The sequence below is a fragment of the Streptosporangium sp. NPDC023825 genome, from assembly GCF_040639575.1.
Classification (GTDB): Bacteria; Actinomycetota; Actinomycetes; order Streptosporangiales; family Streptosporangiaceae; genus Streptosporangium.
Genome location: NZ_JBFAAE010000037.1, coordinates 38,020 through 64,442 on the forward strand (window position 1 = coordinate 38,020; position 26,423 = coordinate 64,442).

At 72.1% G+C, this 26,423-nt stretch carries 23 protein-coding genes and 1 pseudogene; 13 read left to right on the top strand and 11 right to left on the bottom strand.

Annotated elements, in window-relative coordinates:
- Positions 1–9 precede the first annotated feature (9 nt).
- The 3 genes from AB0G15_RS27655 to alc all read left to right on the top strand — a co-directional run bounded on the left by AB0G15_RS27655 (position 10) and on the right by alc (position 3,676).
- A complete protein-coding gene (locus AB0G15_RS27655) occupies positions 10–1,251 on the top strand; it encodes a glycerate kinase (RefSeq protein ID WP_362845357.1) in 1,242 nt (413 codons plus the stop codon).
- A gap of 73 nt (positions 1,252–1,324) precedes the next feature.
- Positions 1,325–2,638 (top strand): allantoinase AllB, encoded by a 1,314-nt coding sequence (gene allB / locus AB0G15_RS27660; protein ID WP_362845359.1) that lies wholly within the window; start codon positions 1,325–1,327, stop codon positions 2,636–2,638.
- Positions 2,639–2,710: 72 nt separating this feature from the next.
- On the top strand, positions 2,711–3,676 hold the full coding sequence (gene alc, locus AB0G15_RS27665; protein WP_362845361.1) for an allantoicase: 966 nt from the start codon (positions 2,711–2,713) through the stop codon (positions 3,674–3,676).
- A gap of 30 nt (positions 3,677–3,706) precedes the next feature.
- On the opposite strand, the gene pknB is transcribed toward alc, so the two are convergent.
- From pknB to thiO, 4 genes are all read right to left on the bottom strand, one after another.
- Positions 3,707–5,641, bottom strand: coding sequence for a Stk1 family PASTA domain-containing Ser/Thr kinase (gene pknB / locus AB0G15_RS27670; protein WP_362845363.1), 1,935 nt, complete (start codon positions 5,639–5,641; stop codon positions 3,707–3,709).
- A gap of 75 nt (positions 5,642–5,716) precedes the next feature.
- Positions 5,717–6,505, bottom strand: a complete 789-nt coding sequence (locus AB0G15_RS27675) for a thiazole synthase (protein ID WP_362845424.1) — start codon at positions 6,503–6,505, stop codon at positions 5,717–5,719.
- Between the two features lie 60 nt (positions 6,506–6,565).
- Positions 6,566–6,766: a sulfur carrier protein ThiS gene (gene thiS / locus AB0G15_RS27680; protein WP_344745009.1), complete on the bottom strand. Its 201-nt coding sequence runs from the start codon at positions 6,764–6,766 to the stop codon at positions 6,566–6,568.
- Positions 6,763–8,076: a glycine oxidase ThiO gene (gene thiO, locus AB0G15_RS27685; RefSeq protein ID WP_362845365.1), complete on the bottom strand. Its 1,314-nt coding sequence runs from the start codon at positions 8,074–8,076 to the stop codon at positions 6,763–6,765. The genes thiS and thiO overlap by 4 nt, the downstream gene beginning before the upstream one ends.
- A 341-nt stretch (positions 8,077–8,417) precedes the next feature.
- Between thiO and AB0G15_RS27690 the strand changes: the two genes are divergently transcribed.
- From AB0G15_RS27690 to thiE, 3 genes are read left to right on the top strand one after another with little or no spacing between them, the layout of a single operon-like run.
- Positions 8,418–9,581 carry an FAD-dependent oxidoreductase gene (locus tag AB0G15_RS27690; RefSeq protein WP_362845367.1) on the top strand — a complete coding sequence of 388 codons (1,164 nt, stop codon included), beginning with the start codon at positions 8,418–8,420 and terminating at the stop codon, positions 9,579–9,581.
- Positions 9,582–9,631: 50 nt separating this feature from the next.
- A complete protein-coding gene (locus AB0G15_RS27695; protein WP_362676524.1) occupies positions 9,632–10,006 on the top strand; it encodes an Rv2175c family DNA-binding protein in 375 nt (124 codons plus the stop codon).
- Entirely contained in the window at positions 9,984–10,625 is a 642-nt protein-coding gene (gene thiE / locus AB0G15_RS27700) for a thiamine phosphate synthase (RefSeq protein ID WP_362845369.1), read from the top strand. Before AB0G15_RS27695 ends, thiE begins: the two co-directional genes overlap by 23 nt.
- 123 nt (positions 10,626–10,748) lie before the next feature.
- Here thiE and AB0G15_RS27705 read toward each other — a convergent pair whose 3' ends face one another.
- Entirely contained in the window at positions 10,749–11,816 is a 1,068-nt protein-coding gene (locus tag AB0G15_RS27705) for a polyprenyl synthetase family protein (protein WP_362845371.1), read from the bottom strand.
- Positions 11,817–12,231: 415 nt separating this feature from the next.
- On the opposite strand from AB0G15_RS27705, the gene metF reads away from it, so the two are divergent.
- A complete protein-coding gene (gene metF / locus AB0G15_RS27710) occupies positions 12,232–13,164 on the top strand; it encodes a methylenetetrahydrofolate reductase [NAD(P)H] (protein ID WP_362845373.1) in 933 nt (310 codons plus the stop codon).
- A 199-nt stretch (positions 13,165–13,363) separates the two neighbouring features.
- Here the strand turns inward: metF and AB0G15_RS27715 are convergent, their stop codons facing one another.
- Positions 13,364–13,912 carry a GNAT family N-acetyltransferase gene (locus AB0G15_RS27715; protein WP_362845375.1) on the bottom strand — a complete coding sequence of 183 codons (549 nt, stop codon included), beginning with the start codon at positions 13,910–13,912 and terminating at the stop codon, positions 13,364–13,366.
- Positions 13,913–14,006: 94 nt separating this feature from the next.
- Positions 14,007–14,483, bottom strand: coding sequence for a YbaK/EbsC family protein (locus tag AB0G15_RS27720; RefSeq protein ID WP_362676514.1), 477 nt, complete (start codon positions 14,481–14,483; stop codon positions 14,007–14,009).
- 119 nt (positions 14,484–14,602) lie between these two features.
- Here AB0G15_RS27720 and AB0G15_RS27725 point away from each other — a divergent pair, with 119 nt between their 5' ends.
- The gene (locus AB0G15_RS27725) at positions 14,603–15,406 is read left to right on the top strand and encodes a L,D-transpeptidase family protein (protein WP_362845377.1); all 804 of its coding nucleotides are present in this window, start codon (positions 14,603–14,605) and stop codon (positions 15,404–15,406) included.
- A 405-nt stretch (positions 15,407–15,811) separates the two neighbouring features.
- Positions 15,812–16,261 (top strand): SAV_6107 family HEPN domain-containing protein, encoded by a 450-nt coding sequence (locus AB0G15_RS27730; protein ID WP_362676510.1) that lies wholly within the window; start codon positions 15,812–15,814, stop codon positions 16,259–16,261.
- A gap of 258 nt (positions 16,262–16,519) precedes the next feature.
- Here the strand turns inward: AB0G15_RS27730 and AB0G15_RS27735 are convergent, their stop codons facing one another.
- The 4 genes from AB0G15_RS27735 to AB0G15_RS27750 form a co-directional block, all read right to left on the bottom strand.
- Positions 16,520–17,653, bottom strand: coding sequence for a PP2C family protein-serine/threonine phosphatase (locus AB0G15_RS27735; protein ID WP_362845379.1), 1,134 nt, complete (start codon positions 17,651–17,653; stop codon positions 16,520–16,522).
- A gap of 217 nt (positions 17,654–17,870) precedes the next feature.
- Positions 17,871–18,365: a transcriptional regulator gene (locus AB0G15_RS27740; protein WP_329424589.1), complete on the bottom strand. Its 495-nt coding sequence runs from the start codon at positions 18,363–18,365 to the stop codon at positions 17,871–17,873.
- A gap of 407 nt (positions 18,366–18,772) precedes the next feature.
- A complete protein-coding gene (locus AB0G15_RS27745) occupies positions 18,773–20,197 on the bottom strand; it encodes an amino acid permease (protein ID WP_362845381.1) in 1,425 nt (474 codons plus the stop codon).
- Positions 20,198–20,469: 272 nt separating this feature from the next.
- Positions 20,470–21,714 carry an arginine deiminase gene (locus AB0G15_RS27750; protein WP_362676504.1) on the bottom strand — a complete coding sequence of 415 codons (1,245 nt, stop codon included), beginning with the start codon at positions 21,712–21,714 and terminating at the stop codon, positions 20,470–20,472.
- A gap of 321 nt (positions 21,715–22,035) precedes the next feature.
- On the opposite strand from AB0G15_RS27750, the gene pyrR reads away from it, so the two are divergent.
- From pyrR to carA, 4 genes and pseudogenes are all read left to right on the top strand, one after another.
- Positions 22,036–22,617 (top strand): bifunctional pyr operon transcriptional regulator/uracil phosphoribosyltransferase PyrR, encoded by a 582-nt coding sequence (gene pyrR, locus AB0G15_RS27755; RefSeq protein WP_362676502.1) that lies wholly within the window; start codon positions 22,036–22,038, stop codon positions 22,615–22,617.
- Positions 22,614–23,543, top strand: a complete 930-nt coding sequence (locus AB0G15_RS27760) for an aspartate carbamoyltransferase catalytic subunit (protein WP_344749604.1) — start codon at positions 22,614–22,616, stop codon at positions 23,541–23,543. Before pyrR ends, AB0G15_RS27760 begins: the two co-directional genes overlap by 4 nt.
- Positions 23,543–24,874 carry a dihydroorotase gene (locus AB0G15_RS27765; RefSeq protein WP_362845383.1) on the top strand — a complete coding sequence of 444 codons (1,332 nt, stop codon included), beginning with the start codon at positions 23,543–23,545 and terminating at the stop codon, positions 24,872–24,874. Before AB0G15_RS27760 ends, AB0G15_RS27765 begins: the two co-directional genes overlap by 1 nt.
- A gap of 193 nt (positions 24,875–25,067) precedes the next feature.
- A pseudogene (carA, locus tag AB0G15_RS27770) lies at positions 25,068–26,162 on the top strand (glutamine-hydrolyzing carbamoyl-phosphate synthase small subunit); the annotation flags it as partial.
- Between the last annotated feature and the right edge of the window lie 261 nt (positions 26,163–26,423).

A 26,423-nucleotide genomic window follows, 5' to 3' on the forward strand; every position in this document is an offset into this window, starting at 1 on the left:
GGAGCAGGGTTGTCTGAGCCGTCGGGACACGTCGTGATCGCCCCGGACAAGTTCAAGGGTTCGCTGACCGGCGCCGAGGTCGCCGCGCGGGTCGCGGCGGGCCTCGGGCCCGGCGTCGCCACGGTCGCGCTGCCGGTGGCCGACGGCGGTGACGGCACGGTGGACGCCGTCGTGGCCTGCGGGTTCACCCGCGTCGAGGCCGAGGTCACCGGTCCCGTCGGCGCACCGGTCCTCGCCTCCTACGCCTGGCGCGACGCCTCCTCGCCGGGGGACGCCTCTTCGGCAGGGGACGTGGCGACGGCGGTCGTCGAGCTGGCCGAGGCGTCCGGCCTGCGGCGGCTGCCGGTCGCCTCCGGGCCCGCCGCCCCGGCGGGATCCCCCGCGCACGAGGGCGTCGAGCTGGCCCCGCTCACCGCGACCAGTCACGGCACCGGCGAGCTGATCGCCCACGCCGTGCGGCGCGGGGCCCGGCGGGTCGTGCTCGGCCTCGGCGGCAGTGCCTGCACCGACGGCGGCACGGGCATGATGCGGGCGCTCGGCGTCCGCTTCCTGGACGCCGAGGGGCGGGAACTCCCCTCCGGGGGAGCGGCCCTCCGCGACCTGGAAAGAATTGACACATCCGGACTTATCCCCATTGATGGGATCGAGTTCGTGGTCGCGGGCGACGTGGACAACCCGCTGCTGGGCCCGCACGGCGCCGCCGCCGTGTACGGACCGCAGAAGGGCGCGAGCCCCGACGACGTGAAGCTGCTCGACCGGGCCCTCGCCCGGCTCGCCGCCGTCGCCGCGCACACCCACGGCCTGGTCGGTGCCATCGAGCACGACGGCGTCGTCCGCTCGATGGGCGTGGCCGGGCAGCCGGGCGCGGGCGCCGCGGGGGGAGTGGGCTTCGCCGCGCTGGCCTTCCTGGCCGCCGACTTCCGCCCGGGCATCGACTACCTCCTCGAGCTGCTCGGCTTCCGCGACCGGCTCGAGGGCGCGCGCCTCGTCATCACCGGCGAGGGCTCGCTCGACGAGCAGACGCTGCGCGGCAAGGCACCCGCCGGGGTCGCGAGCGCCGCGGCCAAGGCGGGGGTCCCGGTCGTCGCGGTCTGCGGGCGCCGCGGTCTCGGCGACGAGGAGCTGAACGCGGCGGGCATCACGGCCGCCTACGCGCTCACCGACATCGAGCCCGACCCGGCCGTGTGCATGTCCCAGGCGGGCCCGCTGCTGGAGCGGCTCGCCCGCAGGGTCGCGGAAAGGCACCTTTGACAGGCGAGGAACGCAGAGCGGCCGACATCCTCCCCAGGGCTGAGGCCCGGGGTCTCCACGCTGGAGGTATCCGATGAGCGCAGGGGCCGAGGACGTACCGGATCTGGTCATCCGGTCCCGCAGGGTCGTGCTGCCCGGGGGAGAGGGACCGGCGGTGGTCGCCGTACGGGGCGGGAGGATCGTCGGGGTGCACGCCCACGACGCCGAGCCGGACGCCGTCGAGCGGGTCGACCTCGGCGACGTCGCGCTGCTGCCCGGCCTGGTCGACACCCACGTGCACGTCAACGAGCCCGGCCGTACCCACTGGGAGGGTTTCGCCTCCGCCACCCGGGCGGCCGCGGCGGGCGGGGTGACCACCATCGTGGACATGCCGCTCAACTCGCTGCCGCCGACCGTGAACGCGGACGCCCTGGCCGTGAAGAGGCGGGCCGCGGACGGGCAGTGCGCGGTGGACGTCGCCTTCTGGGGCGGGGCGGTCCCCGGAAACGCCGGGGACCTGCGGGCGCTGCACGAGGCGGGTGTGCGCGGGTTCAAGTGCTTCCTGTCCCCGTCGGGCGTGGACGAGTTCCCGCCGCTGGACGCGGACGGGCTGCGGGCCGCCATGGTGGAGATCGCCTCCTTCGACGGCCTGCTGGTCGTCCACGCCGAGGACCCCGCGCTGCTCGCCGACCCCGGGGGGCCGGGATACCCGGAGTTCCTCGGCTCCCGGCCGGGAGAGGCCGAGCGCCGCGCCGTCGAACAGGTCGCCGCGCTGGCGGGGGAGACCGGGGTGCGGGCGCACATCCTGCACGTGTCGTCCGCATTGTGCCTGGAACCGCTGGCGAAGGCCCGGCGGGAGGGGGTGAGGCTCACCGCGGAGACCTGCCCGCACTACCTCACGCTGACGGCCGAGGAGGTGCCCGAGGGCGCCACCCAGTTCAAGTGCTGCCCGCCGATCCGCTCCTCGGCCAACCGCGACGAGCTCTGGCGCGGTCTCGCCGACGGGGTGCTCGGCTGCGTCGTCTCCGACCACTCGCCGTCCACCCCCGACCTGAAGGTGCCCGACTTCGCCGCCGCCTGGGGCGGGATCTCCTCCCTCCAGCTCGGCCTGACCGCCGTCTGGACCGAGGCGGCGCGGCGCGGGCACGACCTGGGCGACGTCGTGCGCTGGATGGCGGGCAACCCGGCCGAGCTGGCCGGACTGCGCGGCAAGGGCGCGATCGCGGTGGGCGCGGACGCCGACCTGGTCGCCTTCGACCCCGACGCCGTCCACACCGTGGACGTCTCCGCCCTGCACCACAGGAACCCGGTCACGCCCTACCACGGCAGGACGCTGGTGGGAGAGGTGCGCACGACGTGGCTGCGCGGCCGGGCCGTGGGTAGGGAACCCCGGGGCGCCCTCCTGTAGGGCCCTTGGACCCGAAGGGCCGTGGAACGCCCCGGTGGCCGGGCCGGCTCCCCGCGAGAAAGGTTCTCTTCCTTGACCGAGTTCACGACTGGATTCACCGCACTGCCCGACCTCGCCCTGCGCACCCTCGGCGGCTCGGTCATCGCGGCCAACGACGAGTCCTTCGCCGAGAGGGAGAGCCTCATCAGGCCGGGCCGCCCCGGCTTCATGCCGCACACCTTCGGGGCCAAGGGCCAGGTCTACGACGGCTGGGAGACCCGCCGCCGCCGCGAGCCCGGCCACGACTGGGCCCTGGTCAGGCTCGGCATGCCCGGGGTGATCAGGGGCGTCGTGATCGACACCGCCTGGTTCAAGGGCAACTACCCGCCGTACGCCTCCGTCGAGGCCGCCGAGGTCGAGGGCTACCCCACGGTCGCCGAGCTGGAGACCGCCGACTGGGTGGAGATCGTTCCCAAAAGCGAGCTGAAGGGGGACGCCGAGCACCTCTTCGCGGTGTCCGGCGAGCACCGCCACACGCACGTACGGCTGAACATGTTCCCCGACGGGGGCATCGCCCGCCTGCGGGTGCACGGCGAGGTCAGACCCGACCTGTCCCTGTACGAGGGGCTCGGCCTGGACCTGGCCGCCCTGGAGAACGGCGCGCTCGTCACCGCGTGCTCCAACGAGTTCTACTCCTCGCCCAACAACGCCATCTCACCCGGCCTCGCCCGCCACCAGGCCGAGGGCTGGGAGACCGCCCGCCGCCGCGACGACGGCAACGACTGGCTGGTGATCCGCCTGGCGGGCTCCGGCGTCGTCGGCCTCGCCGAGATCGACACCACCAACCTGGTGTTCAACGCCCCCGCCGAGGTCTCCGTCACGGGCAGCGCGGACGGCACCACCTGGTTCCCGCTGCTGCCCAGGACCCGCCTGCTGCCCGACACCCGGCACCGCTTCCGCATCCGGGACGCGCCCGCGGCCACGTACGCCAGGGTGGACATCCACCCCGACGGGGGCCTGGCGCGGATCCGGCTGCACGGTTTCCTCACCGAGGGCTGATCCGCCCCGGCACGGTCCGGAGGAGTGGGATCAGTACCAGATGGTGACCTCGGTGCCGGGCGGGACAGCCTGGCCGCCCGACGGGACCTGGGCCAGCACCCTGCCCTTGCCCAGGGTGCGCCTCAGCTTCACCGTGACTCCCGCGGCGCGCAGCTCGTCCCTCGCCGCCCTGTAGTCCTTGAACACGATGTTCGGGATCACCACGATCTTCTGGTCGCCGGGCGGCGGCTCGCCCTCGCGCTCCCAGGGCCAGTGCCAGTCGCCGTTGCACTGCGACAGGGTCAGCCGGACCACGGCGCCCCTGTCGACCTCGGCCTTCGGCAGCGGGTCCTGGGCGATGACGGTGCACGGCTGGGCGGAGTCGGTCTGCTCGACGAACTCGGGAACGAACCCGCCCCCGCGCAGCACCGCGTCGGCCTGGTCGCGGGGCATGCCCCTGATGTCCGGCATGACCAGGCCCGCGCTCACGATCAGGTCGAGCTTGCTGTTCTCCTTGACCGGGTTTCCCACCGCGGGGACGGTCCGCATCACCTGGCCGCGCGGCACGGTCTCGCTGGCCTGCTTCCTGACGTCGTCGACGAGGAGGGAGGACTCCGCCAGCTTGCTCCTGGCCTGCGGTTCGGTCATCCCCACCACGTTGGGCACCGCCACCCGCTTGGGGCCTGCCGAGGCGATGAGGATCAGCTTGCTCTTCGGCTCGGCCTCGGTGCCCGCCGTGGGATCGGTGCGCAGCACGATTCCCTTGGGGACCTTCTCGTCGTGCTCGGCCTTGCCCGTCTCGACCGTGAAGCCGCTCCGCTTGGCCTCGCCGGTGGCGGCCATGATGTTCTTGCCCACCAGGGTGGCGGGCACCACGATGGAGGTGTTCTGCGAGAACAGCCAGCCGGTCACCCCCACCGCGATCACCATGACCACGGCCAGCCCGATCAGGAACCAGCGGGCCCCCGACCCCCTGCGCGGCCTGGGGGCGGCCTCGTGACGGTCGCCGGCCGGGCCGGTGAGCAGGTCGGCGCGGGGCTGGATCAGCGTGTGGTTGGCCGGGGCGGGAGGCGCGGGCGCCACCATCTCCTGGCCGTGCGGCGGGCCGACGGGGACCGACGGCACCGGTCCGCTCTCCCTGGGCAGCATCCGGTGCGCCTCGACGGCGGCGACCAGCAGCGCGGTGGCGTCCGCCGGACGGTTCGCGGGGTCGCGGGCCGTCGCCCTGGCCACCAGGGTGTCGAGCAGCGGGGAAGAGCCCGGCAGCAGCGCCGAGGGCACGGGCACCGTGTCGTGCACGTGCCGGTAGGCCACCGACATCGGGGTCTCGCCCTCGTACGGCTGGCGGCCGGTCAGGAGCTCGAACAGCATGATGCCGGCCGCGTAGACGTCACTGCGGGCGTCGGCGCCCCCGGAGGTCACCTGCTCGGGCGACATGTAGCCGATGGTGCCGATCATGACACCCGTGCGCGTCTGGTTGCTCGCCTCGATCGCGCGGGCCAGGCCGAAGTCGACGACCTTGACCCGGCCGTCGTCGGCGAGCAGCACGTTCTCCGGCTTGACGTCCCGGTGGATCAGACCGGACTGGTGGGCGGCGCCCAGCGCGGCGAGGACGGGGATCATGACTTCCAGCGCCTCGCGGGCGGGCAGCCTGCCCCGGGCGCGGAGCACGTCGCGCAGGGTCCGCCCCGGTACGTACTCCATCGAGAGGTAGACGTTGTCGCCGTCCGTGCCCTGGTCGAACACGTGCACCACGTTGGGGTGCGACAGGCTGGCCACCGACTTGGCCTCGCCGATGAAGCGCCGCACGAAGGCGGGGTCCTCGGCGAGCGAGCGGTGCATCACCTTGACGGCGACCGTGCGGTCGAGCCGGACGTCCAGGGCCAGATAGACGGTCGCCATTCCGCCCCGGGCGATCCGGGACTCAACGCGGTAACGCCCGTCGAGGAGTTTCCCGACCAGGGGGTCCGTAAGCGTCGTGTCCACGTGGCCGAGTTTACGGGCGATTTGGCGCCGACAGGATCCCCGAATCCCAAACCGATGCCGAGACGTGGTGGTTTTCTATCGATGAACCACCGGCGTGCTGTCGATCGAGGGAGAGGAGGCTTCCGCGTAGCGACGCCGGGGTATCCGCCCGGCCATACGGGCCGCCCGGCCCGCGGAGACGGCCGAGCGCATCGCCCGGGCCATCAGGTCCGGACGCTGTGCCCGGGTGACCGCCGTGGCCAGCAGGACCGCGTCGCAGCCCAGCTCCATGGCGAGCGCCGCGTCGCTGGCCGTGCCGATCCCGGCGTCCAGGATCACCGGCACGCTCGCGAACTCGACGATCAGCTCGATGTTGTGCGGGTTGCGGATGCCCAGCCCCGAGCCGATCGGCGCGCCCAGCGGCATCACCGCCGCGCAGCCCGCCTGCTCCAGCCTGCGCGCCAGCACGGGGTCGTCGCCGATGTAGGGCAGCACCGTGAACCCGTCGGCGACCAGCCGCTCCGCCGCGTCGAAGGTCTCGATGGGGTCGGGCAGCAGGGTGCGCTCGTCGGCGATGACCTCCAGCTTGACCCAGTTCGTCTCCAGCGCCTCCCTGGCCAGCCTGGCGGTCAGCACGGCCTCGCCGGCGGTGAAGCAGCCCGCGGTGTTCGGCAGCACCTTGATGTCGCGCCGGCGCAGCACGTCGAGCACCGAGCCGCGCGCGGCCGGGTCGAGCCGCCGCATCGCGACCGTGGTCAGCTCGGTCCCCGAGGCGGCGAGCGCCCGGTCGAGGATCTCCAGGGACGGGGCGCCCCCGGTGCCCATGATGAGACGGGAGGAGAACTTCTCGCCGCCGATGATCAGCTCGTCCGCCGCACCCGTCATGTCAGCCGTGTCGGCCGTGTCGACTGTGTCGATCATGTCCGCCGTGTTCGTCATCGCCCGTCACCCTCCTTGGACCGCGGTGAGCACCTCGACGCGGTCGGCCTCCGCGAGCGCCGTGGACTCCCAGGCGCCGCGCGAGACGACCTCGTCGTTCACCGCGACGGCCACCCCGCTCCGCACGCCGGTCAGCCGCTGTACGGCCTGCGCGACGGTCGCCCCCGGGGGCAGCTCGTGCGCGGCGCCGTTGATGGTCACGTTCATCGGTGCTCCTGCTGTGTGTGCTCCCGGAGGCGGTGTTCCCGCCGCGGGTGTTCCCGGGATTCGTGCTCCCGTGGGGTGCGCTCCTGTGGGGTGCGCTCCCGGGATTCGTGCTCCCGGGAGGTGTGCTCCTGCGGGGTGCGCTCCCGGGAACGGCCTTCCCTGGAGCCGGGCTCCTGGAAGCGGAGGGGGGAGCAGACCCCGGAGAGTCCCGGGTCCGGCTCACCTGTCCCGTCCCCCTCCCCCGCTCCGCCCACGCAGAGGTCGGCGGTGAGCGGCGCGAGCAGGACCCCGCCCCGGTGGTGGCCGGTGGCCAGGTGGAGACCGGGCACGATCGTGGGGCCGATCAGCGGCAGGTTGTCCGGGGTGCCGGGGCGCAGTCCCGCGGCCACCTCGGCCACCTCCAGCTCGGTCACCCCGGGGACGAGCTCCCGCGCGTCGCGCAGCAGCTCCCACAGCCCCCCGGCGGTGACGCGGGTGTCGAAGCCCATCTCCTCCTGGGTGGCGCCGAGGACCGTCTCGCCGTCGCCGCGCGGCACCAGGTAGACGTGCGAGCCGTGGACGACCCCGCGCACGCACCGCCGCAGGATCGGCTCGGGGGAGCGCAGCCGCATGATCTGGCCCTTGACGGGCCGCACCGGGGGCAGCGCCTCCGGGGGCACCCCCTCCAGGGAGCCGGACCAGGCTCCGGTGGCGAGGACGACCAGGCCGGCGCCCACGGCCTCGCCACCATCCAGGCGTACCCCGGTGACCGTTCCCGAGGACGTGAGCAGCTCGGCCACCCGGGCGCGTACCAGGGTGCCGCCCGCACGTTCCAGGGCCGCCAGGAGCGCCGTGGTGACCCTCCTGGGGTCCACCCAGGCGTCGCCGCCCGCCAGCAGACCGCCCCGGACGGCGGGGGCCAGCATGGGCTCCAGGCGGCGGCACTCGCGGCCGGTGAGCCGCTCGGCGGGCAGTCCCCGCCTGGCGGTGAAGGCGGCGAGGTCGTCCAGCGCGGCCAGGTCGTCGGAGCCGAAGGCGACGTCGAGCGTGCCGTCGGTGCGGTAGTCGAGATCGTGCCCGCTCGCGTTCGCCAGCTCGGCGGCGAAGGCGGGCCAGCGCTCCAGGGAGGCCAGGCCCAGCCGCAGCAGCGGCTCCTCGGTGTAGGTGACCTCGCTGACCGGGGCCAGCATGCCCGCCGCCGCGTGCGAGGCGCCGGAGGCCGGTGCGGGGTCGGCCACCGCCACCCTCAGGCCCCGGCGGGCGGCGCGCCACGCCACCGACAGGCCGATCACGCCCCCGCCGGCGACGAGAAGATCGAAATGGTCCGCCATACGTGCTCCGCTCCCTTCGCCGGCATGACCCGGATCAGGTTCGTGGCGGTCGAGGGCTCGCTCGCGGCCGCTGTCCGGACCTCGCTCGCCCGTGCCGTGCCCGATCGCGCCCCAGGGCGCGTCTCCTCGCACATCACCGACTCACAGGGTCCTTCTTCGCCCGCAGCCCTCCTCTCAGCCCGGTGCGTTCCGGGCTCCCGCGCGTCTTCACCCCCACCCTAAGGGTTCGGGCAACACGCTTAGCGCGTCAGATGTGAGGTAAATCCCGTTTTCGTTATCAACGACCGTTGGTAGGAGTACGGGGTTCCCGCTTATGGTCGGGAAGTGTGAATCATGTCGTGGTGGTTGGGGCCGGCCTCGCCGGTGTGCGCAGCGTCGAGGCGTTACGGGCCCGTGGGTTCGGCGGCGAGATCACCCTGATCGGAGAGGAACGGCACCGGCCCTACGACCGCCCGCCCCTGTCCAAGGGGGTGCTGCTCGGCGAGACCGACTCCACGGTCGTCGACTCCGACCTCGACGCGCTCGAGGTCGACTTCCGCGCGGGCGTGTCCGCCAAGGGGCTCCACCCCGGCGTGGTCGAGACCACCGAGGGCGAGCTGGCCTACGACGGCCTGGTCGTCGCCACCGGCGCCCGCCCGATCAGGCTGCGCGGGGACGGCCCCCAGCACGTGGTGCGCACCATCGACGACGCGCTCCGGCTGCGTTCGCTGCTCGGCGAGGGCACCAAGGTCGCGGTCATCGGCGCGGGCTGGATCGGCGCCGAGGTGGCCACCGCCGCCCGCAGGGCCGGCTGCGCCGTGACCGTCGTCGAGGCCGCCGGCACCCCGCTGGCCGCCGCGCTCGGCCAGGCCGGCGCGTACACCGCCCCCTGGTACGCCGAGGTGGGCGTCGACCTGCGCCTGGGCACGATGGTCGCCTCCGTCGACCACGGAGGGCTCACCCTGGCCGACGGCTCGGCGGTCGAGGCCGACGTGGTCGTCACCGGCGTGGGCGTGCGGCCCGCGACCGAGTGGCTGGCCGGGTCCGGCATCAGGCTCGACAACGGCGTGGTCACCGACGAGCACCTGCGCACCTCGCTGCCCGGCGTGGTCGCGGTGGGCGACTGCGCGGCCTGGTGGTCGCGCCGCTACGGCGTCCGCCTCCGCGTCGAGCACTGGGACACCGCCCTGGGCGCCCCGGACGTCGCGGCGGCCACCCTCGTCGGCGACGCCGCGGTCTACGACCCGGTCCCCTACTTCTGGTCCGAGCAGTTCGGCCACATGGTCCAGTACGCGGGCCACCACGACGGCGCCCGCCTCATCCTGCGCGGCGACCCGGCGGCCGAGGGAAAACCCAGGTGGGCGATCTGCTGGGTGACCGAGGACGACCGGCTCACCGCGGTGCTCTCCGTCAACCGCCCCCGCGACCTCGTCCAGGGACGCCGCCTCATCGAGGGCGGGCAGCGCCTCGACGTCGATCGCCTCGCCGACCCTGCGGTAGCGTTGCGCGATTGTACGGTGGCGTAACCTCGCCGCCAGGTGTTTGGCGAAGGGCTCGATGTGGTAGTGGTGGATTCGTGACGCTTTCTGTTGCGCAGATCGACCGGGAAACCGACCAGCTGGTGGGCGAGTGGCTCACCCTGACCGAGGTGGCCAGAAGGCTCAACCTGAGCGCCGGTCGCGCCAAGCAACTTCTCAAGGACCGCAAGCTCATCGGAGTGCGCAGGGGCGGTGGCGAGCCACAGGTCCCCGCCGCGTTCCTCGCCGACGGAGACGTCGTCAAGGGCCTCCCCGGCACCCTCACGGTGCTCCTGGACGCCGGATACGACGACGTCGAGTCCCTTCGCTGGCTCTTCACCCCAGACGACACGCTTCCGGGATCGCCGGTCGACGCGATCCTGGCGGGCCGCCACACCGAGGTGAAGAGACGTGCCCAGGCCCTCGGTTTCTGACGCCCGCCTGTATCTCTGTACGGACGGACGCCGGGACCGGGGAGACCTCGCGGACTTCCTCGACGCCGCCCTCGCGGGCGGGGTCGACATCGTGCAGCTGCGCGAGAAGGGCCTTGAGGCGCGCGAGGAGCTCGACCTCCTCGCCGTCTTCCGCGAGGCCTGCGACCGGCACGGCACCCTCCTGGCCGTGAACGACAGGGCCGACATCGCCTACGCGATCCGTCCCGACGTGCTCCACCTCGGCCAGGACGATCTGCCGGTGCGGGTCGCGCGCGACATGCTCGGCGACGACATCCTCATCGGGCGTTCCACTCACGCCCCCGAGGAGGCGTCCGCCGCGGCCGTCGAGCCCGGTGTCGACTACTTCTGCTGCGGCCCGATCTGGCCGACGCCCACCAAGCCCGGCAGGTTCGCCCCGGGCCCCGGCCTGCTCAGCCACGCCGCGGCCCTGGAGACCGGCCGGCCCTGGTTCGGCATCGGCGGCATCGACCTCGCCAACCTCGACGAGGTGATGTCGTACGGCGTGCGCCGGGTCGTGGTCGTGCGGGCGATCACCGAGGCCGACGACCCCAAGGCGGCGGCCGAGGAGTTCAAGCGGAGGCTGGCCGCCCCCGCCTGAGATCTCTCCGCCCGGCGAGGATCACGTCCCCCGCCGGGCGGGCCGGCCTGCCCGCGAGCGTCTTCGCGGACCGGCCTGCCCGGAACCCGCCGCAGGCCGGCCGGGTGCGCGTCCGGCGCGCGGTCAGGTCCGCCGGGAGGTGGCGGCCACCGCGAGGTCGGCCAGGGCCGCGCGGGCCTCGGGAAGGATCGGGGCGCCCTCCAGCGAGCCGAGGGCGTTCTCCAGATACCCCTTGATCAGGTCCTCGCACGCCACGAGGGCCCCCGTCTCCTCGATGATCCGGCGCAGCCGGTCGACCCCCGCCTCGTCCAGGCCGGGGTCGCCCAGCGTGGTGCGCACCACCTGGGCCTGCGACTCCGAGGCCGCGGCCAGCGTGCGGGCGATGAGCATGGTCCGCTTGCCCTCGCGGAGATCGTCACCGGCCGGCTTGCCGGTCTCGCCGGGGTCGCCGAACACGCCGAGGATGTCGTCGCGCAGCTGGAAGGCGATGCCCACGGACTGCCCGTACTCCTCGCAGAGCCGGTCGATCCACGGCTCCCTGCCCCGGGCGGCCAGTACCAGGCCGAGCCGGAGCGGCTGCTCCACGGAGTACTTGCCGCTCTTGAAGAGGGCGACCCGCAGCGCGCTGTCGAAGGTGCCCTCGCCGTGCGCCTGCTCCAGCAGATCGAAGTACTGCCCGCACATCAGCTCGGTGCGCATGTCGTCGTGGACCTTCTGCGCCGCCGCCAGCGAGGCGGCCGGCAGGCCGCTGTTGCGCCACATCTCACCGGACCAGATGAGCATCAGGTTGCCCAGCAGGATGGCCGCCCCCTCGCCGAACTGCTCGGCCGAGCCGTGCCAGCCCGCCTTCCTGTGCAGCTCCTCGAACCTGCGGTGCGCCGAGGGCATGCCCCGGCGCAGGTCGCTGGCGTCCATCACGTCGTCGTGCACCAGGGCGCTGGCCTGGAGCAGCTCCAGCGAGGCCGCGGCGGCGAAGAGCGCGGGATCGTCACCTCCGCCCGCGCCACGCCAGCCCCAGTAGCAGAAGGCGGGTCGCAGCCGTTTGCCGCCCGCGAGGAAGTCCTCGGCCGCCGAGATGAGCGGGGCCAGCTCCGGAGCGCTGACCTGCGGGCGCTGCCGTTCGACGAATCGCCGAAGGGAGCGGTCCACCTCGGACCGGATCGTATCCAGCGCGGCTGCAGAAGTGATCATCAAATACCTCCAGTGTGGAGACCCTGGGCTTCAGCTCTGGGGGGGAAACGCGGTACGTTGCCGTGCGTATCGGCAGCGTGACCAGCGGTGATGACGCACCGACCACCGTACGCATGATCGACAAGATCCTCTCCGCCGGTCCGGCGGAGAGGTGGAACGCCTGTGGAGCCGATGTAAGGCACGACACCTCCGGGTTCCTTGCGACTGGCGATGAGGCAGGAAACCCAATCTATGAAAATCGGAATCCCCCGCCTTCGACGGCGGGAGGAGGTCAGGTAATGAGATTAACGGTCCAAGAGGACATTTCGATCTAGAGGGGTGGTTGATTTGCGCGATAATTGACACAAGGCCGTTCTGCGGGTGGCGGAGATGATCTGATCGGGCGCCCGGGCGGCCGGGCAAGTATCCTTGCCCCATGGCTCTGGGTCGCGCATCTGTCCTCCCCGATCGTGTCGCCACCGTCCGCGAGCTCCTCGCCGCCGGTGCCCGCTCGTTCTCCTTCGAGTTCTCCCCACCGAAGACCGACGAGGGAGAGCGGCAGCTCTGGCGCGCAGTCCGCGAGCTGGAGTCGCTGCACCCCACCTTCGTGTCCGTCACCTACGGCGCGGGCGGCAGCACCCGCGACCGCACCGTCGACATCGTCGAGCGGCTCGCCCACGAGACCACGCTCACCCCGGTGGCCCACTTCACCGCCGTCAACCACTCCGTCCGCGAGCTGCGCCACCTGATCGGCCGCTTCGCGGGGGCGGGCGTGCGCAACATCCTCGCCGTGCGGGGCGACCCGCCCGGCGACGTGACGGGCGAGTGGGTGCGCCACCCCGAGGGCGTCCAGTACGCCGAGGAGCTCGTCCGGCTCATCCGCCAGTCCGGCGACTTCTGCGTGGGCGTGGCCGCCTTCCCGTACAAGCACCCCAGGTCGAGTTCGATCGAGTCCGACACCGAGTACTTCGTGCGCAAGTGCCGGGCGGGCGCCGACTACGCGATCACCCAGATGTTCTTCCGCGCCGAGGACTACCTGCGGCTGCGCGACCGGGTGGCGGCCAGCGGCTGTGACACGCCGATCATCCCCGGGATCATGCCCGTCACGCAGATGAGCACCATCGCCAGGTCCGAGCAGCTCTCCGGCGCGCCGTTCCCGCCGGAGGTGGCCGAGAGGTTCGCGGCCGTCGCCGACGATCCGGCCGCCGTGCGCAGCCTCGGCATCGAGCACGCGGCCGAGCTCTGCCAGACCCTGCTCGACGAGGGGGCGCCCGGCATCCACTTCATCACCTTCAACCGCTCCAGCGCGACCCGCGAGGTCTTCCAGGCCCTCGACCACACGTCGAAGGCCGCCCCGCTGCCGGTCTGACGCCGTCGCATCCCCGCTCCCGCCGGGGGCGCGGCGGCCGGTGGGCGGTCCCTGTCCGGCCGGGCCCGGTCAGCGGGGCCCGCCGCGGAGCCGCCCGGCGCGCCTGGCCGGGCGGCCGGTTCCCCGGACGAGGCACGCCGGTGCGGGACGTCCCGGGAGGGCGGCGTCCCGTCGGGGATCCGGAGCTCCGGCCGGTGGCTCAGCCGCCCAGCGGCAGGGTGGTCCCGAGGATCGCGTAGCGCTCGTGCCCGCCGGGGAAGACGAACTGCGTGAGCAGGTCCACGAAGCCGACGCTCCGGTAGAGGTGCCGGGCCGCGGTGGGCTGGTCGCGGGTCGACAGCACGGCGGTGCGCTCCAGGCGGCCCGCGCACATGCCCGCGATCATCGCCCGGCCGATGCCCTTTCCCTGGTAGTCGGGGTGGACGTGGATCTCGGCGAGCTCCAGCGCGTCGCCCAGCCAGCCGCGGGCGCCGCCCTCGCCGTGTTTCTCCACGAGGGCCCGCCTGACCACGTCGTGCCACCACTGGCCGGGAACCCCGTGGAAGCCGTAGGCGATGCCCACCGGTGTGCCGTCGGCCAGCTCGGCGAACAGGCAGGTGAAGGCGGGATGGGTGGCGTGGTTTCCCATGATGAGCCTGCGGCCGGCGATCTGGTCGGCGGGCGGGTCCATCGCCTCGGTGTAGACGTGGAGGACCGCGTCCAGTCGGAGCCTGAACTCGTCGGGTCCGATCCGTCGCAGTCCGATCACGCGTCGCACCCTAGCAGTGCGGACGTGGCGCGGGTCGGCACGGGACGCGGGTGCGCGCCTGGTGGGTGCGGCGCTCAAGCGCCGTGGAAGGTCGTCATTCGACCTCGACGGGGACCCCACCGGTGATGCGGACGAGCTCCTCGAAGGAGGTCGGGAAAACGGTGTGCGGATGGCCGGCGGCGGCCCAGACGACCTCGTGCTTGCCGAGCCAGGTGTCGACCAGGGTCCTGACCGGCGCGGGGTGGCCGATCGGGGCGACGCCGCCGATGACCTGACCGGTGGCCGCCCGCACGAAGGCGGGGTCGGCGCGCCGCACCTTCGCCGCGCCCGCCGTCCTGGCGATCAGGTCGGTGTCGACCCGGTGGGCTCCGCTGGTCAGCACCAGGAGCGGCTCGCCGTCGGCGTCGAATATCAGGCTGTTGGCGATGGCGCCGACCTCGCAGCCGAGCTGCGCGGCCGCGGTGGCGGCGGTCGGGGTGGCCTCCGCGAAGACGACGATCTCGCCGGGGACGCCGTGCTCGCGCAGGACGGCGGCGACCTTCTCGATGTTCGGATGCAACTTTTCTGGCACGCGGCCACTCTAAACAGATTGACCGTTGATTGCCGCTTTATAACCGGCGGCCTGCACGGGGAACCCGTGCGCTATGGTCCCTTGACCTGATCCACAGTGATATGAGGAGTTGATTGAAAGTGGGGGTTGGACAGCGGCAGGGAGTGGCCGCGCTGATGACGGCGGGGGCCGTGCTCCTCTCTTCCGCGGGCGTCACCCTTTTCGCGGGCGCCGCCGCGGCCCAGACCTCGGCCGTCCCGGCCGTGACAGCCGTGACGGCGACGGGGGCGAGCCCGTTCGTCGCGCCGGGCAAGACGCTCAAGCTCGGCGCGAAGGGCGCCACGGTGAAGGTGCTCCAGACCCGGCTGGCCGAGCTCGGCTACGCGCCGGGCAGGATCGACGGCCGCTACGGCGGGGCGACCCTGGCGGCGGTCTGGGCCTTCCAGAAGGTCAACGGCGTCACGCCGACCAGCACCGTGGCGCGCAGGACCTGGGCCGCCCTGGAGGCCCCGGTGGCGCCGAAGGTGCTCGTTCCCAACGGGAAGCCGACCCGGGTGGAGGTCAACCTCGCCAAGCAGGTGATGGTCCTCTACGTCGGCGGTGTGGTGAAGCTGGTCAGCCACACCTCCTCCGGCAGCGGGATCTCCTACTGCGAGACGGCCACCTGGGAGGGCAGGACCCAGCGGTTCTGCGGTGACGCCCGCACGCCGACGGGCGACTACAAGACCACCTGGCGCAGGGACGGCTGGCACAAGTCCTACCTGGGCCAGCTCTACAACCCGATCTTCTTCAACGGGGGCATCGCCTTCCACGGCGCGCTGTCGGTGCCGCTGGCGCCCGCCTCCCACGGCTGCGTACGGCTGCCGATGCACGTGGCGGAGGTCCTTCCCGGCCTGCTCGGTACGGGAGTGCCGGTGCACGTCCGGGGCAGGTTCGTCCGGTAGGGCGGCGGAACGGGCGGTCCGGCGGGCGTGGCCCCGCCGGTCGTGAACCGGGGCCCCGGGAGACGGTGATCTCCCGGGGCCCTTTCGCGTGCCCGCACGCACCGATCTTCCGTGCCCGCAGGTGTCTTCACACATCCGAAGATCGAACTTTTGTTCGCCGTTTTACTTGACAGTATTAGTGATCGAATTTATGTTCGATGTGATGACACGGCGCTCGCGGCTCGTGTCCAAGGGCGGCCGATCCGGTCCACGTCGTCGGCGGAGACGATCGGGCCAGGTCAGGACGGGCGGGGAGAGGGGAAGCTCCTCGTCCGGCCGTCCGGTGGATTTGTCGGTGGGGTCTGCGAGTGTGATACCGCCGGCGAAAACGCCGGAGCCGCTCGCGACCAAGGAGGCTGAAGCACTATGACCCCTCGGCTCGGCGATTCCGGTGGGCCCCGGTTGTCCCCCACGGTGCGGGCACACCTTTCAGACGCGCGCGACTGCCTCGAAGAGGCCGCCGCCGCCCGGACTTCCGCCGCGCGTTACGTCGCGGCCCATCTCGCCGCGCTCAGGGCGGCCGCTGCCGTCCTGGCGGCCCGTCCCCGTCCCATGGAGGGCCGCAGGAGGCGCAGGCTGCGCAGCGCCTGGGAAATGCTGCCCGAGGCCGAGCCCCGCCTCGCCGAGTGGGCACCCTACTTCGAGACGAGCGCGGCCAAGCGGGCCGCCGCCGAGGCGGGCCTGACCCGCACGGTGTCCTCGCGGGACGCCGAGGAGCTCATCTCCGAGGCGGAGCGTTTCGTCACCGCCGTGGAGAAGCTGCTCGGCGTGCCGAGCCAGCCCATGCTCCCCGGCCGGGTCCCCCTGGCCGGTTAGAGCCCCGGGTCTCCCTAGCCGGTTGGAGCCGGAGCGGCCTCCCACCCGGGGTCACCGCCCGGGCTCACCGGCGCCGTCCCCGTACGTCCTCGTGCCCGCCGGTCCCCCCGGACGGCACGAGGACGTACGGGGACGTTTTTCGTGCCGCCCGTCCGTCGTGCCGCCCGTCCGTCGTGCCGTCTCCGTCGTGCCGCCTGTCCCCGCCGTGCCGCCCGCCCGTCCTGGGCCGCCCCCGGGCCGTCCTCGCTTCGTCCGTTCTCACGCCGCCGTCGTGGAGTTCTGGCGGGCGGCGCGGTGACGTAGCAGGAGCATGGCGGCGTCGTCGCTCAGAGGCCTGCCCACGTGGTCGAGCAGGTCGGCGCGGAGGGCGTCCAGCGAGCCCTGAGGGTCGTCGCCGTCCAGCAGGTGCGCCCGCTCCAGCAGCGGGTAGAACTCGCCGACCCCGTCGCGCGCCTCGATGACCCCGTCGGTGTAGAAGAGCACCTGGTCGCCCGGCTCGAACGGGATGTGGTGCGGCTGCGGCTCGCTGGCCTTGAGGGCGCTCATGCCCAGCGGGAGCGCCTCGTCCGGCGGGTCGGCGAACCAGATCCCGCCCTCGGCGTCGAGCACCATGGGCGCCGGATGGCCGCAGTTGATGACGGTGATGGTGGAACCGCCGCTGATCTCGGCCAGCACGGCGGTCACGAACTGCTCGCCGGACAGTTCGCGGGTCAGGGCGTTCTCCAGACGCGCCACGACGCCCTGGAGCGTCCTCTCGTCGTGGGCCGCCTCCCGGAAGGCCCCGAGCACCACGGCGGCCGTCTCCACGGCCTCCAGGCCCTTGCCCTGGACGTCCCCCACGATGATCCGCACCCCGTGCGGGGTGGTGACGACCTCGTACAGGTCGCCGCCGATCCTGGCCTCCGCCGTGGCGGAGGTGTACGAGACGGCCACGCCGATGCCCGGTCCCGCGCGGCGGGGCACCGGGCGCAGCAGCACCCGCTGGGCGGCCTCGGCCACCGAGCGCACGTCGGCGAGCTGGTGTTCGTGGCGCAGCCGCCCGGCGCTGGCCAGCACGCTGGCCATGGTGACGCCGAGGATGGCGATGAGGGTGATGTCGGTGCGGGGCATCCAGAGGATGTCGTTGTAGGCGCCGAGCGCGAGGCACAGCACCAGGGCGACGACGCCGACCACCGTGGTGCGGGCCAGGCCGCAGGCCACGCTGGCGAAGGCCGGGCCGAGGGCCAGCAGCGGCAGGAGGCCGGACGTGGGGCCCGAGCCGAAGTCGATCAGGGCCACCACGGCCATGACGACGAACGGCAGGAGTTTCAGGGTGTCCTGGGTCTTGGTGGTGCCTATCGAGGTCAGCAGCCGCAGGAACGCACGCGTCTTGGTCGACCCCAGCGACGTCATGACGGCGCGGAGACGGTTTTTCCGGCGTGATCGAGAGTGATCGAGCCGATCATCTCCCGAGGCCATGTCCACCACATCTCGCTAAACGCATGTTTGCCTTTTCCTACCACAGTGGCGGTCAGCCCGGGGCGGGACGAAGGGCACGTTCTGCTGAGAGCGGGAATCTCTGCGGGGTGGGCACGCCGGTTCCGGCGCACCCACGACCGGTCAGGGGTCGTCAGAAGGACTCGACGGCTCGGCGCGCCTCCGGGTCCAGGACACCCCAGCTGATGAGCTCCTCGGTGAGCTCGCTGGGGGACTTGTCGTAGATCACGGCGAGGGAGCGGAGGTCCTCCTGGCGGATGGACAGCACCTTGCCGTTGTAGTCGCCACGCTGGCTCTGGATGGTGGCCGCGTAACGGGCGAGCGCGCCCGCCTTCTCCTTGGGGAGCTGGGCGAGACGCTCAAGGTCGATCACAAGCTTCGGTGTCGGGCCCAGGGGGCTCGGAGCGGCCCCTCCCGGCAGCAACTCCGAGACCGGCACTCCGTAGAAATCAGCCAGTTCGGCAAGCTTCTGCACGGTGACGGCACGGTCGCCACGCTCGTAGGAGCCGACGACGACCGCCTTCCAGCGCCCGCGGGACTTCTCTTCCACTCCGTGCAGGGACAGGCCCTGCTGGGTGCGGATGGCGCGGAGTCGTGCACCCAGCGACTTGGCGTACTCAGACGGCATGGTGTGGCCCCCCGGCTCTGTTATGTAGTGCTCTCAACATGATTGTGCTACCTCGCAACTTATGCCCCGTTCACCGGGTTGGTGCCCGGGGTAGGCACCTTCGGTGACCGATGCGTCAGGGTTCACCCGATAACGCCACGAGGTGTGGTTACGGACAGTGACGGTAAAGCTGTGGGCGCCTAAGGTCAAGCTGATTGGAAAAAAGATGTCGAATCCGGTCCGGTGGGGTCCGCCTCAAACGCCGCACTTGTCCTACCTCACATCACGAAACCTCCGATTTTTTCGGGACTTTCGCATGATTCCCGGCTCTTCTCCGGGATTCGGGACGACGTCGTCCCCGGGCGTGGCGACGGGCGTATGATCTTGAAAGACGCGGCGGCGGGCGATACCCGGTGCGACGGTCCCGGTCACCGGACGCCCCGGCCGAGACGCGAGTGACGGTAGCCGTAGAGGAAGTAGGCGAGCAGGCCGGCCGCCATCCAGATCCCGAAGGCCAGCCAGGTGACGCCGTCCAGGCCGGCCATCACGACGAGGCAGAGGATCACGCCGAGGATCGGCGTGATCGGGAAGAACGGTGTCCTGAAGCCGCGGGGCAGGTCGGGGCGGGTGCGACGCAGGACGAGCACACCGGTGTTGACGATCGCGAAGGCGAACAGGGTGCCGATGCTGGTGGCCTCGGCGAGCCGGCCCAGCGGGACGAACCCGGCGAGCACGGAGACGAAGGCGGCCACGATGAGGGTGTTGGCGACCGGTACCCGGCGGCGCGGGCTCACCCTCTCGAAGATCTTCGGAATCAGGCCGTCGCGCGCCATGGCGAACAGGATGCGGGTCTGGCCGTACAGCACGGTCAGGACCACGCTGGCGATGGCGACGGCCGCGCCGAAGGAGATGACGACACCGGGCCAGGTGGCGCCCACGGCCCGCTTCGCGATCAGGGTCAGGCCAGCCTCCGTGCTCTCCGGGTCGAAGTCCTGCCACGGCATGGCGCCGACGGCGGCCAGCGCCACCAGGACGTAGACGAGCGTGACGACGCCGAGGGACAGCATGATCGCCAGAGGGAGGTCACGCCTGGGGTTCCTGGCCTCCTCCCCGGCGGTGGAGGCCGCGTCGAAGCCGATGTAGGAGAAGAAGACCTGTGAGGCGGCGGCGGTGATGCCGGCGATCCCCATCGGGGCGAACGGCGCCAGGTTGCCCACGTCGAACGCGGTGAACGCCACGACGCAGAAGAACGCCAGCACCGCGATCTTGACGAGCACGAAGACCGCGTTGGCGCCCGCGCTCTCCGAGGCGCCGCGCAGCAGCAGCCAGGTGGCGAGCAGGACGATCAGGATCGCGGTCAGGTTGACCACGCCGCCCCGGTCGCCGGGGGAGTGGACGACGGCCGCCGGGAACGTCCAGCCGAACAGGTCCCGGAGGAAGGCGTTGAGGTACTCGCCCCAGCCGACCGCCACGGCCGCCACCGAGACGGCGTACTCCAGCATCAGGCACCAGCCGCACACCCACGCCACCAGCTCGCCCAGGGTGGCGTACGCGTACGAGTACGACGACCCGGAGACGGGGATCGTGCCGGCCAGCTCCGCGTACGACAGCGCGGAGAACAGGGCGGTGACCGCGGCCAGCAGGAAGGCGACGGGTACCGCGGGGCCCGCCTCGGGCACTGCCTGGCCGAGGATCACGAAGATGCCGGTGCCGAGGGTGGCGCCGACGCTGAACAGGGTCAGCTGCCACAGGGTCATGCTCCTGCGCAGCTCGCCGCCCTCGCCGTGGCCGCCCTCGGCGACGATCTCCTCGGCGGGCTTGGTGCGGAGAAGCCGGCGAGCCGGTGAGGCCATCCGTTCCTCCCCTCCACCGCGGTCCGTGTGGTGACGGCCCGCCCTGCCGGGAGGGAGGACCAGACCCGTTCCTCCAGGAGGACGCCGGCTTTCCGGGAGGTCATGGGGAGCTTTTCCGCACACATCCCGCCGCACACATCCCGCCGCACACGTCCCGCCGGACCCGGCTTCCGGGAGCCGAGCCGTCCGGACGGGCCGAGCCGTCTGGACGGGCCGAGCCGTCTGGACGGGCCGGGCCTTCCGGACGGCGGTCCGGCGGACGGAGCCAGGGGTCAGATGCCGTCGCGTTCGAGCGGGCAGCTCATACAACGCGGGCCGCCCCGGCCGCGGCCGAGCTCGCTGCCCCGGATCGTGATGACCTCGATCCCGTTCTCGCGCAGGTGGTTGTTGGTGGTGGTGTTGCGCTCGTAGGCCACCACCACGCCGGGACGCAGGGCCAGCACGTTGCAGCCGTCGTCCCACTGCTCCCGCTCGGAGGCGTACACGTCCTGCGTCGCGCTGAGGACCTTGATGTCGTCCAGCCCGATCGCCCGCGCGATGGCCCGGTGCATGTCCTCGGGAGGATGGTCGGTGATCTTGAGTTCCTTCTCGTTGTCGCCGGGCTCGACGGTGTAGGAGGGCAGCATGCCCAGCCCCGCGAACTTGGTGAAGACGCCGACGTCCACGTTGGTCATGACCGTGTCCAGGTGCATGAAGGCCCGCGCCTTCGGCATGTCCAGCGCGACGATTTTCGTCGCCGCCCCTCGCTTGAACAGGCTGCGCGCGAGCATCTCGACGGCCTGGGGCTGCGTGCGCTCGCTGATCCCCACCAGCACCGCGCCGCGGCCGATGACGAGCACGTCGCCGCCCTCGATGGTGGCGGGCGCCATGGGGATGCCCGGCAGCCAGACGTTGTAGCCGCCCTCGTCCGGCCGGTCGTAGCCGGGCGCGAAGGCCGGGTGGTAGCGGTAGATCGCCTCCATGTTGACGGTCTCGCGGCGGCGAGCCTTCTTCCTCATCGCGTTGATCGAGACGCCGTCGTAGATCCAGCAGGAGGTGTCGCGGGTGAACAGGTGGTTGGGCAGCGGGGGCAGGACGAAGTCGTCCGGCTCGAGCGTGTGGAAGGCGAGGCTCTTGGGGTCGGTGCCCATCTCCACCATCTCGCGCTTGGTGATGCCGCCGGTGAGATAGCGCTGGAGCACGATGGAGTCCATCGAGTCCAGCGCGTTGCGGATGGCGTCGACGGCCATCGGGCCGAAGTAGCGCTCGTCGGCGACGCCGTCCAGGATGTGCTTGCGCGCCTCGGGGATCTCGACCGTCTCGCGGAGCAGGTCGGAGAGCATGTAGACGGTGACGCCCTGGTCGACCAGGAGCTTCTGCCACTCCTCGTGCTCCTCCACGGCGCGCTGCACCCACAGCACGTCGTCGAAGAGGAAGTCGTCCTTGTTCGACGGCGTGAGCCGTTTCAGGGCGAGTTCCGGCCGGTGCAGCAGGACCTGGTGGAGCCGGCCGACCTCGGAGTCGACGTGAAAGGCCATTTCTCTTCCTTCGCGGCTGGTGACGGGCTCGGCCGGTGACGAGGCCCTCGGAGGCCCTCGGAGGCCGCCGGGCCGGCTGTGCCCGGGGTGTGATCGTCGTGCTCCGCCTCGGTGCGGATGTAAAGCGCATACCCGGAAGAACCAAGGGGAAGTCAGCGAAGATCGGGATATTTATTCTCTTTTGAGAAGATTGCTGGGCCGGATCTTCGGTGTTCGCGGAGCGGACCCCCTGTTCGGGCGAGTCTTCACCCGGCTGGTACCGTGAAGGCGTTGACTTCCTTTAAGACCCGTCCCGTGAGGCGGGAAAGGTGGTGTTTCTCCTTGGCCGAGGCCATTTCGCGTTCGCTCCCGCATGCGCAGGGCAATGCCCGCGCCGTGCTCGAGGGGCCCGACATCAACCGGGCCCTCATCCGCATCTCCCACGAGATCCTCGAGCGCACCAAGGGCGGCGAGAACGTCCTTCTCCTGGGCATCCCCACCCGCGGCGTCCACCTGGCCCGCCGCCTGGCCGCCCACATCAAGCAGTTCGAGGACCGCACGGTGCCCGTCGGCTCCCTCGACGTCACGATGTACCGCGACGACCTCCGGCTGCGTCCCGCCCGCGCGCTGGGCCGCACCGAGCTGCCCGCCGACGGCATCGACGGCAGGGTGGTCGTCCTCGTCGACGACGTCCTCTACTCGGGCCGCACCGTCCGCGCCGCCCTCGACGCGCTCAACGACCTGGGCCGCCCGCAGGCCGTGCAGCTCGCCACCCTGGTCGACCGGGGGCACCGCGAGCTGCCCATCCGCCCCGACTACGTGGGCAAGAACCTGCCGACGTCGAAGTCCGAGAGCGTCAAGGTCTACCTGGAGGAGAACGACGGCCGCGACGCGGTCCTGCTGCTGAAGGAGGAAGACCGGTGAAGCGGCACCTGATCTCCGCGGCCGACCTGACCCGCGACGACGCCCTGCTCATCCTGGACACCGCCGACGAGCTGGCGAAGATCTCGGAACGTTCCATCAAGAAGCTGCCCACCCTGCGGGGCCGCACGGTGGTGAACCTCTTCTTCGAGGACTCCACCCGGACCAGGATCTCCTTCGAGGCCGCCGCCAAGCGCCTTTCGGCCGACGTCATCAACTTCTCCGCCAAGGGCTCCAGCGTCTCCAAGGGCGAGTCGCTCAAGGACACCGCGCTCACCCTGGAGGCGATGGGCGCCGACGCCGTCGTGATCCGCCACGGCGCCTCGGGCGCGCCGCACCGGCTGGCCGGCTGGGTGCGCGGCAGCGTCGTCAACGCCGGCGACGGCACCCACGAGCACCCCACCCAGGCCCTGCTCGACGCCTTCACCATGCGCCGCCGCCTGGGCCCGCTGGACGGCAGGAAGATCACCATCGTCGGCGACGTGCTGCACAGCCGGGTGGCCCGCTCCAACGTGCTGCTGCTGGCCACGCTCGGCGCCGAGGTGACCCTGGTCGCCCCGCCGACCCTGTTCCCGGTCCAGGTCGACTCCTGGCCGTGCGAGGTCTCGTACGACCTCGACGCGGTGCTGCCCAAGTCCGACGTGGTGATGATGCTGCGCGTGCAGCGCGAGCGCATGAACGCGGCGTTCTTCCCCACCGAGCGGGAGTACAGCCGCCGCTACGGGCTCGACCGCGACCGCGTCGCCAAGATGCCCGACCACGCCATCGTGATGCACCCCGGCCCGATGAACCGGGGCATGGAGATCGCGGCCGAGGTGGCCGACTCACCGCGCTCGACGATCGTCGAGCAGGTCGCCAACGGTGTGACCGCACGCATGGCCGTCCTTTATCTGCTGCTCGGCGGCGCCGACCTCGGGGGAGAGATCTGATGAACGACCGCATCGGGGCCACGCGTGACGGCATCGTCAACAGCGTCGTCATCAGGGGCGCCAGGATCCTCGGCGGCGAGCCGGCCGACATCCTGATCCGCGACGGCCTCCTGGTGGAGATCGGCCAGGGGCTGACCGGCGGCGAGGTCGTCGAGGCCGAGGGGCTGATCGCCCTGCCGGGCCTGGTCGACCTGCACACCCACCTGCGCGAGCCGGGCCGCGAGGACGCCGAGACCGTCGACACCGGCACCCGCGCCGCCGCCCTCGGCGGCTACACCGCCGTGCACGCCATGGCCAACACCGAGCCGGTCGCCGACACCGCGGGCGTCGTCGAGCAGGTCTGGCGCCTGGGCCAGGAGGCGGGTCACTGCGACGTGCAGCCCGTCGGCGCCGTCACCGTCGGCCTGGGCGGCGAGCGACTGGCCGAGCTCGGCGCGATGGCCGACTCCGCCGCGCGGGTCCGGGTCTTCTCCGACGACGGCAAGTGCGTCTCCGACGCGGTGCTCATGCGCCGCGCCCTGGAGTACGTCAAGGCGTTCGACGGCGTCGTCGCCCAGCACGCCCAGGAGCCGCGCCTGACCGCGGGCGCGCAGATGAACGAGGGCGCGGTCTCCGGCAGGCTGGGCCTGACCGGATGGCCGGCGGTCGCCGAGGAGGCGATCATCGCCCGCGACTGCCTGCTCGCCGCCCACGTCGGCTCGCGCCTGCACATCTGCCACGTCTCCACGGCCGGTTCCGTGGAGATCATCCGCTGGGCCAAGTCCAAGGGCTGGGACGTCACCGCCGAGGTGACCCCGCACCACCTGCTCCTCACCGACGACCTGGTCGAGGACTCCCCGGTCGGCTCCTACAACCCGATCTACAAGGTGAACCCGCCGCTGCGCACCCGCGCGGACGTCGAGGCGCTGCGCGAGGCCCTGGCCGACGGCACGATCGACTGCGTGGCCACCGACCACGCCCCGCACCCGGTCGAGGACAAGGAGACCGAGTGGGCCGCCGCGGCCATGGGCATGATCGGCCTGGAGACGGCGCTGGCCGTGGTCCAGGAGGCGATGGTGGACACCGGGCTGCTCGACTGGGCCGGCGTCGCCGAGCGCATGTCCCTCGCCCCGGCCAGGATCGGCAGGCTCCAGGGGCACGGGCGGCCGATCGAGGCCGGGGCCCCGGCCAACATCACCCTCTACGACCCGTCGGTGCGTGCCGCGGTCGACCCGGCGGGTTACGCTTCCAAGAGCCGCAACACGCCCTACGAGGGCCTGACCCTGCCCGGCCGCGTCGTGGCGACCTTCCTGCGCGGCAGGCCGACCGTCCTGGACGGAAAGCTCACGTGAGGGCTCCCGTCCGCCCTGCCCGGGCGACCGCCGCGACCTTCGTGGCGGGCACCTTCCGCCCCTCCCCGGGACGCGGGGGCCTCCCTTCCGCCCCGGGGCGCCGAGGTGCCCCGCTCGGCGGGGGAATGGCGACCCACTATGCCGGATATTTCATACTTTGCGGAGCTGTAACCGAGATGATCGGGGTGTGTGAGTGACCGCAGTGCTAGTGCTGGAAGACGGCCGCGTCTTCCGCGGGACCCCTTACGGCGCCGAGGGCGAGACCTTCGGCGAGATGGTCTTCAACACCGGGATGACCGGATACCAGGAGACGCTGACCGACCCGTCGTACCACCGCCAGATCGTCGCGATGACCGCGCCCCACATCGGGAACACCGGGGTCAACGACGAGGATCCGGAGTCGTCGCGGGTGTGGGTGGCCGGATACGTGGTCCGCGAGCCCGCCCGGACGGCCTCCAGCTGGCGTTCCAACCGTTCCCTGGACGACTACCTCAAGGAGCAGGGCGTCGTCGGCATCGCCATCACCGGCACCCGCGCCCTCACCCGCCACCTGCGGGAGCGGGGGGCGATGCGGGCCGGGGTCTTCTCCGGCGAGGCCCTGGCGCCGGTCGAGGAGCTGCTGGAGCGGGTGCTGGGCAGCCCCGCGATGGAGGGCGCCGACCTGGCCGGGGCGGTCTCCACCCCCAAGCCGTACGTCGTGCCCGCGATCGGTCCCAGGCGGTTCACCGTGGCCGCCGTCGACCTCGGCATCAAGGCGATGACGCCGCACCGGATGGCCGAGCGCGGCTGCGAGGTGCACGTGCTGCCCGCCTCCGTGACCGCCGAGGAGATCCTCGCGCTCGGCCCCGACGGGGTGTTCTTCTCCAACGGCCCGGGTGACCCCGCCACCGCCGACGGCCCGGTCGAGGCGCTTCGCGGCGTCCTCGACGCGGGCGTCCCGTTCTTCGGCATCTGCTTCGGCAACCAGCTCTTCGGGCGGGCGCTGGGGCTGGGCACCTACAAGCTGCGCTACGGCCACCGGGGCGTCAACCAGCCGGTGCAGCACCGGGGCACCGGCAAGGTGGAGATCTCCGCGCACAACCACGGCTTCGCCGTGCGGGCGCCGCTGGAGGGTGCGTTCGACACGCCGTACGGACCGGCGGAGGTCAGCCACGTCAACCTCAACGACGACTGCGTCGAGGGGCTGCGGCTGCTGGACCGCCCGGCGTTCAGCGTCCAGTACCACCCCGAGGCCGCGGCGGGCCCGCACGACTCGGCCGGCCTGTTCGACGACTTCTGCGCGTTGATGGCGGGCGAGCGGGGAACGGTCAGCGAGGTGAGCGCCGACACCGGCGCGACCGCGACCGCGGCCATGAGCACGAGCACGGAGCGGTCGAGGGGACGAGCGGGCGAAGTGGCCGGCGAGGGACGAGTCGTCCGCGTAGCCGGTGAGGAGCCGGGCGCGACCATGAGCACGGAGCGGTCGAGGGGACGAGCGGGCGAAGTGGCCGGCGAGGGACGAGTCGTCCGCGTAGCCGGTGAGGAGCCGGGCGCGACCATGAGCACGGAC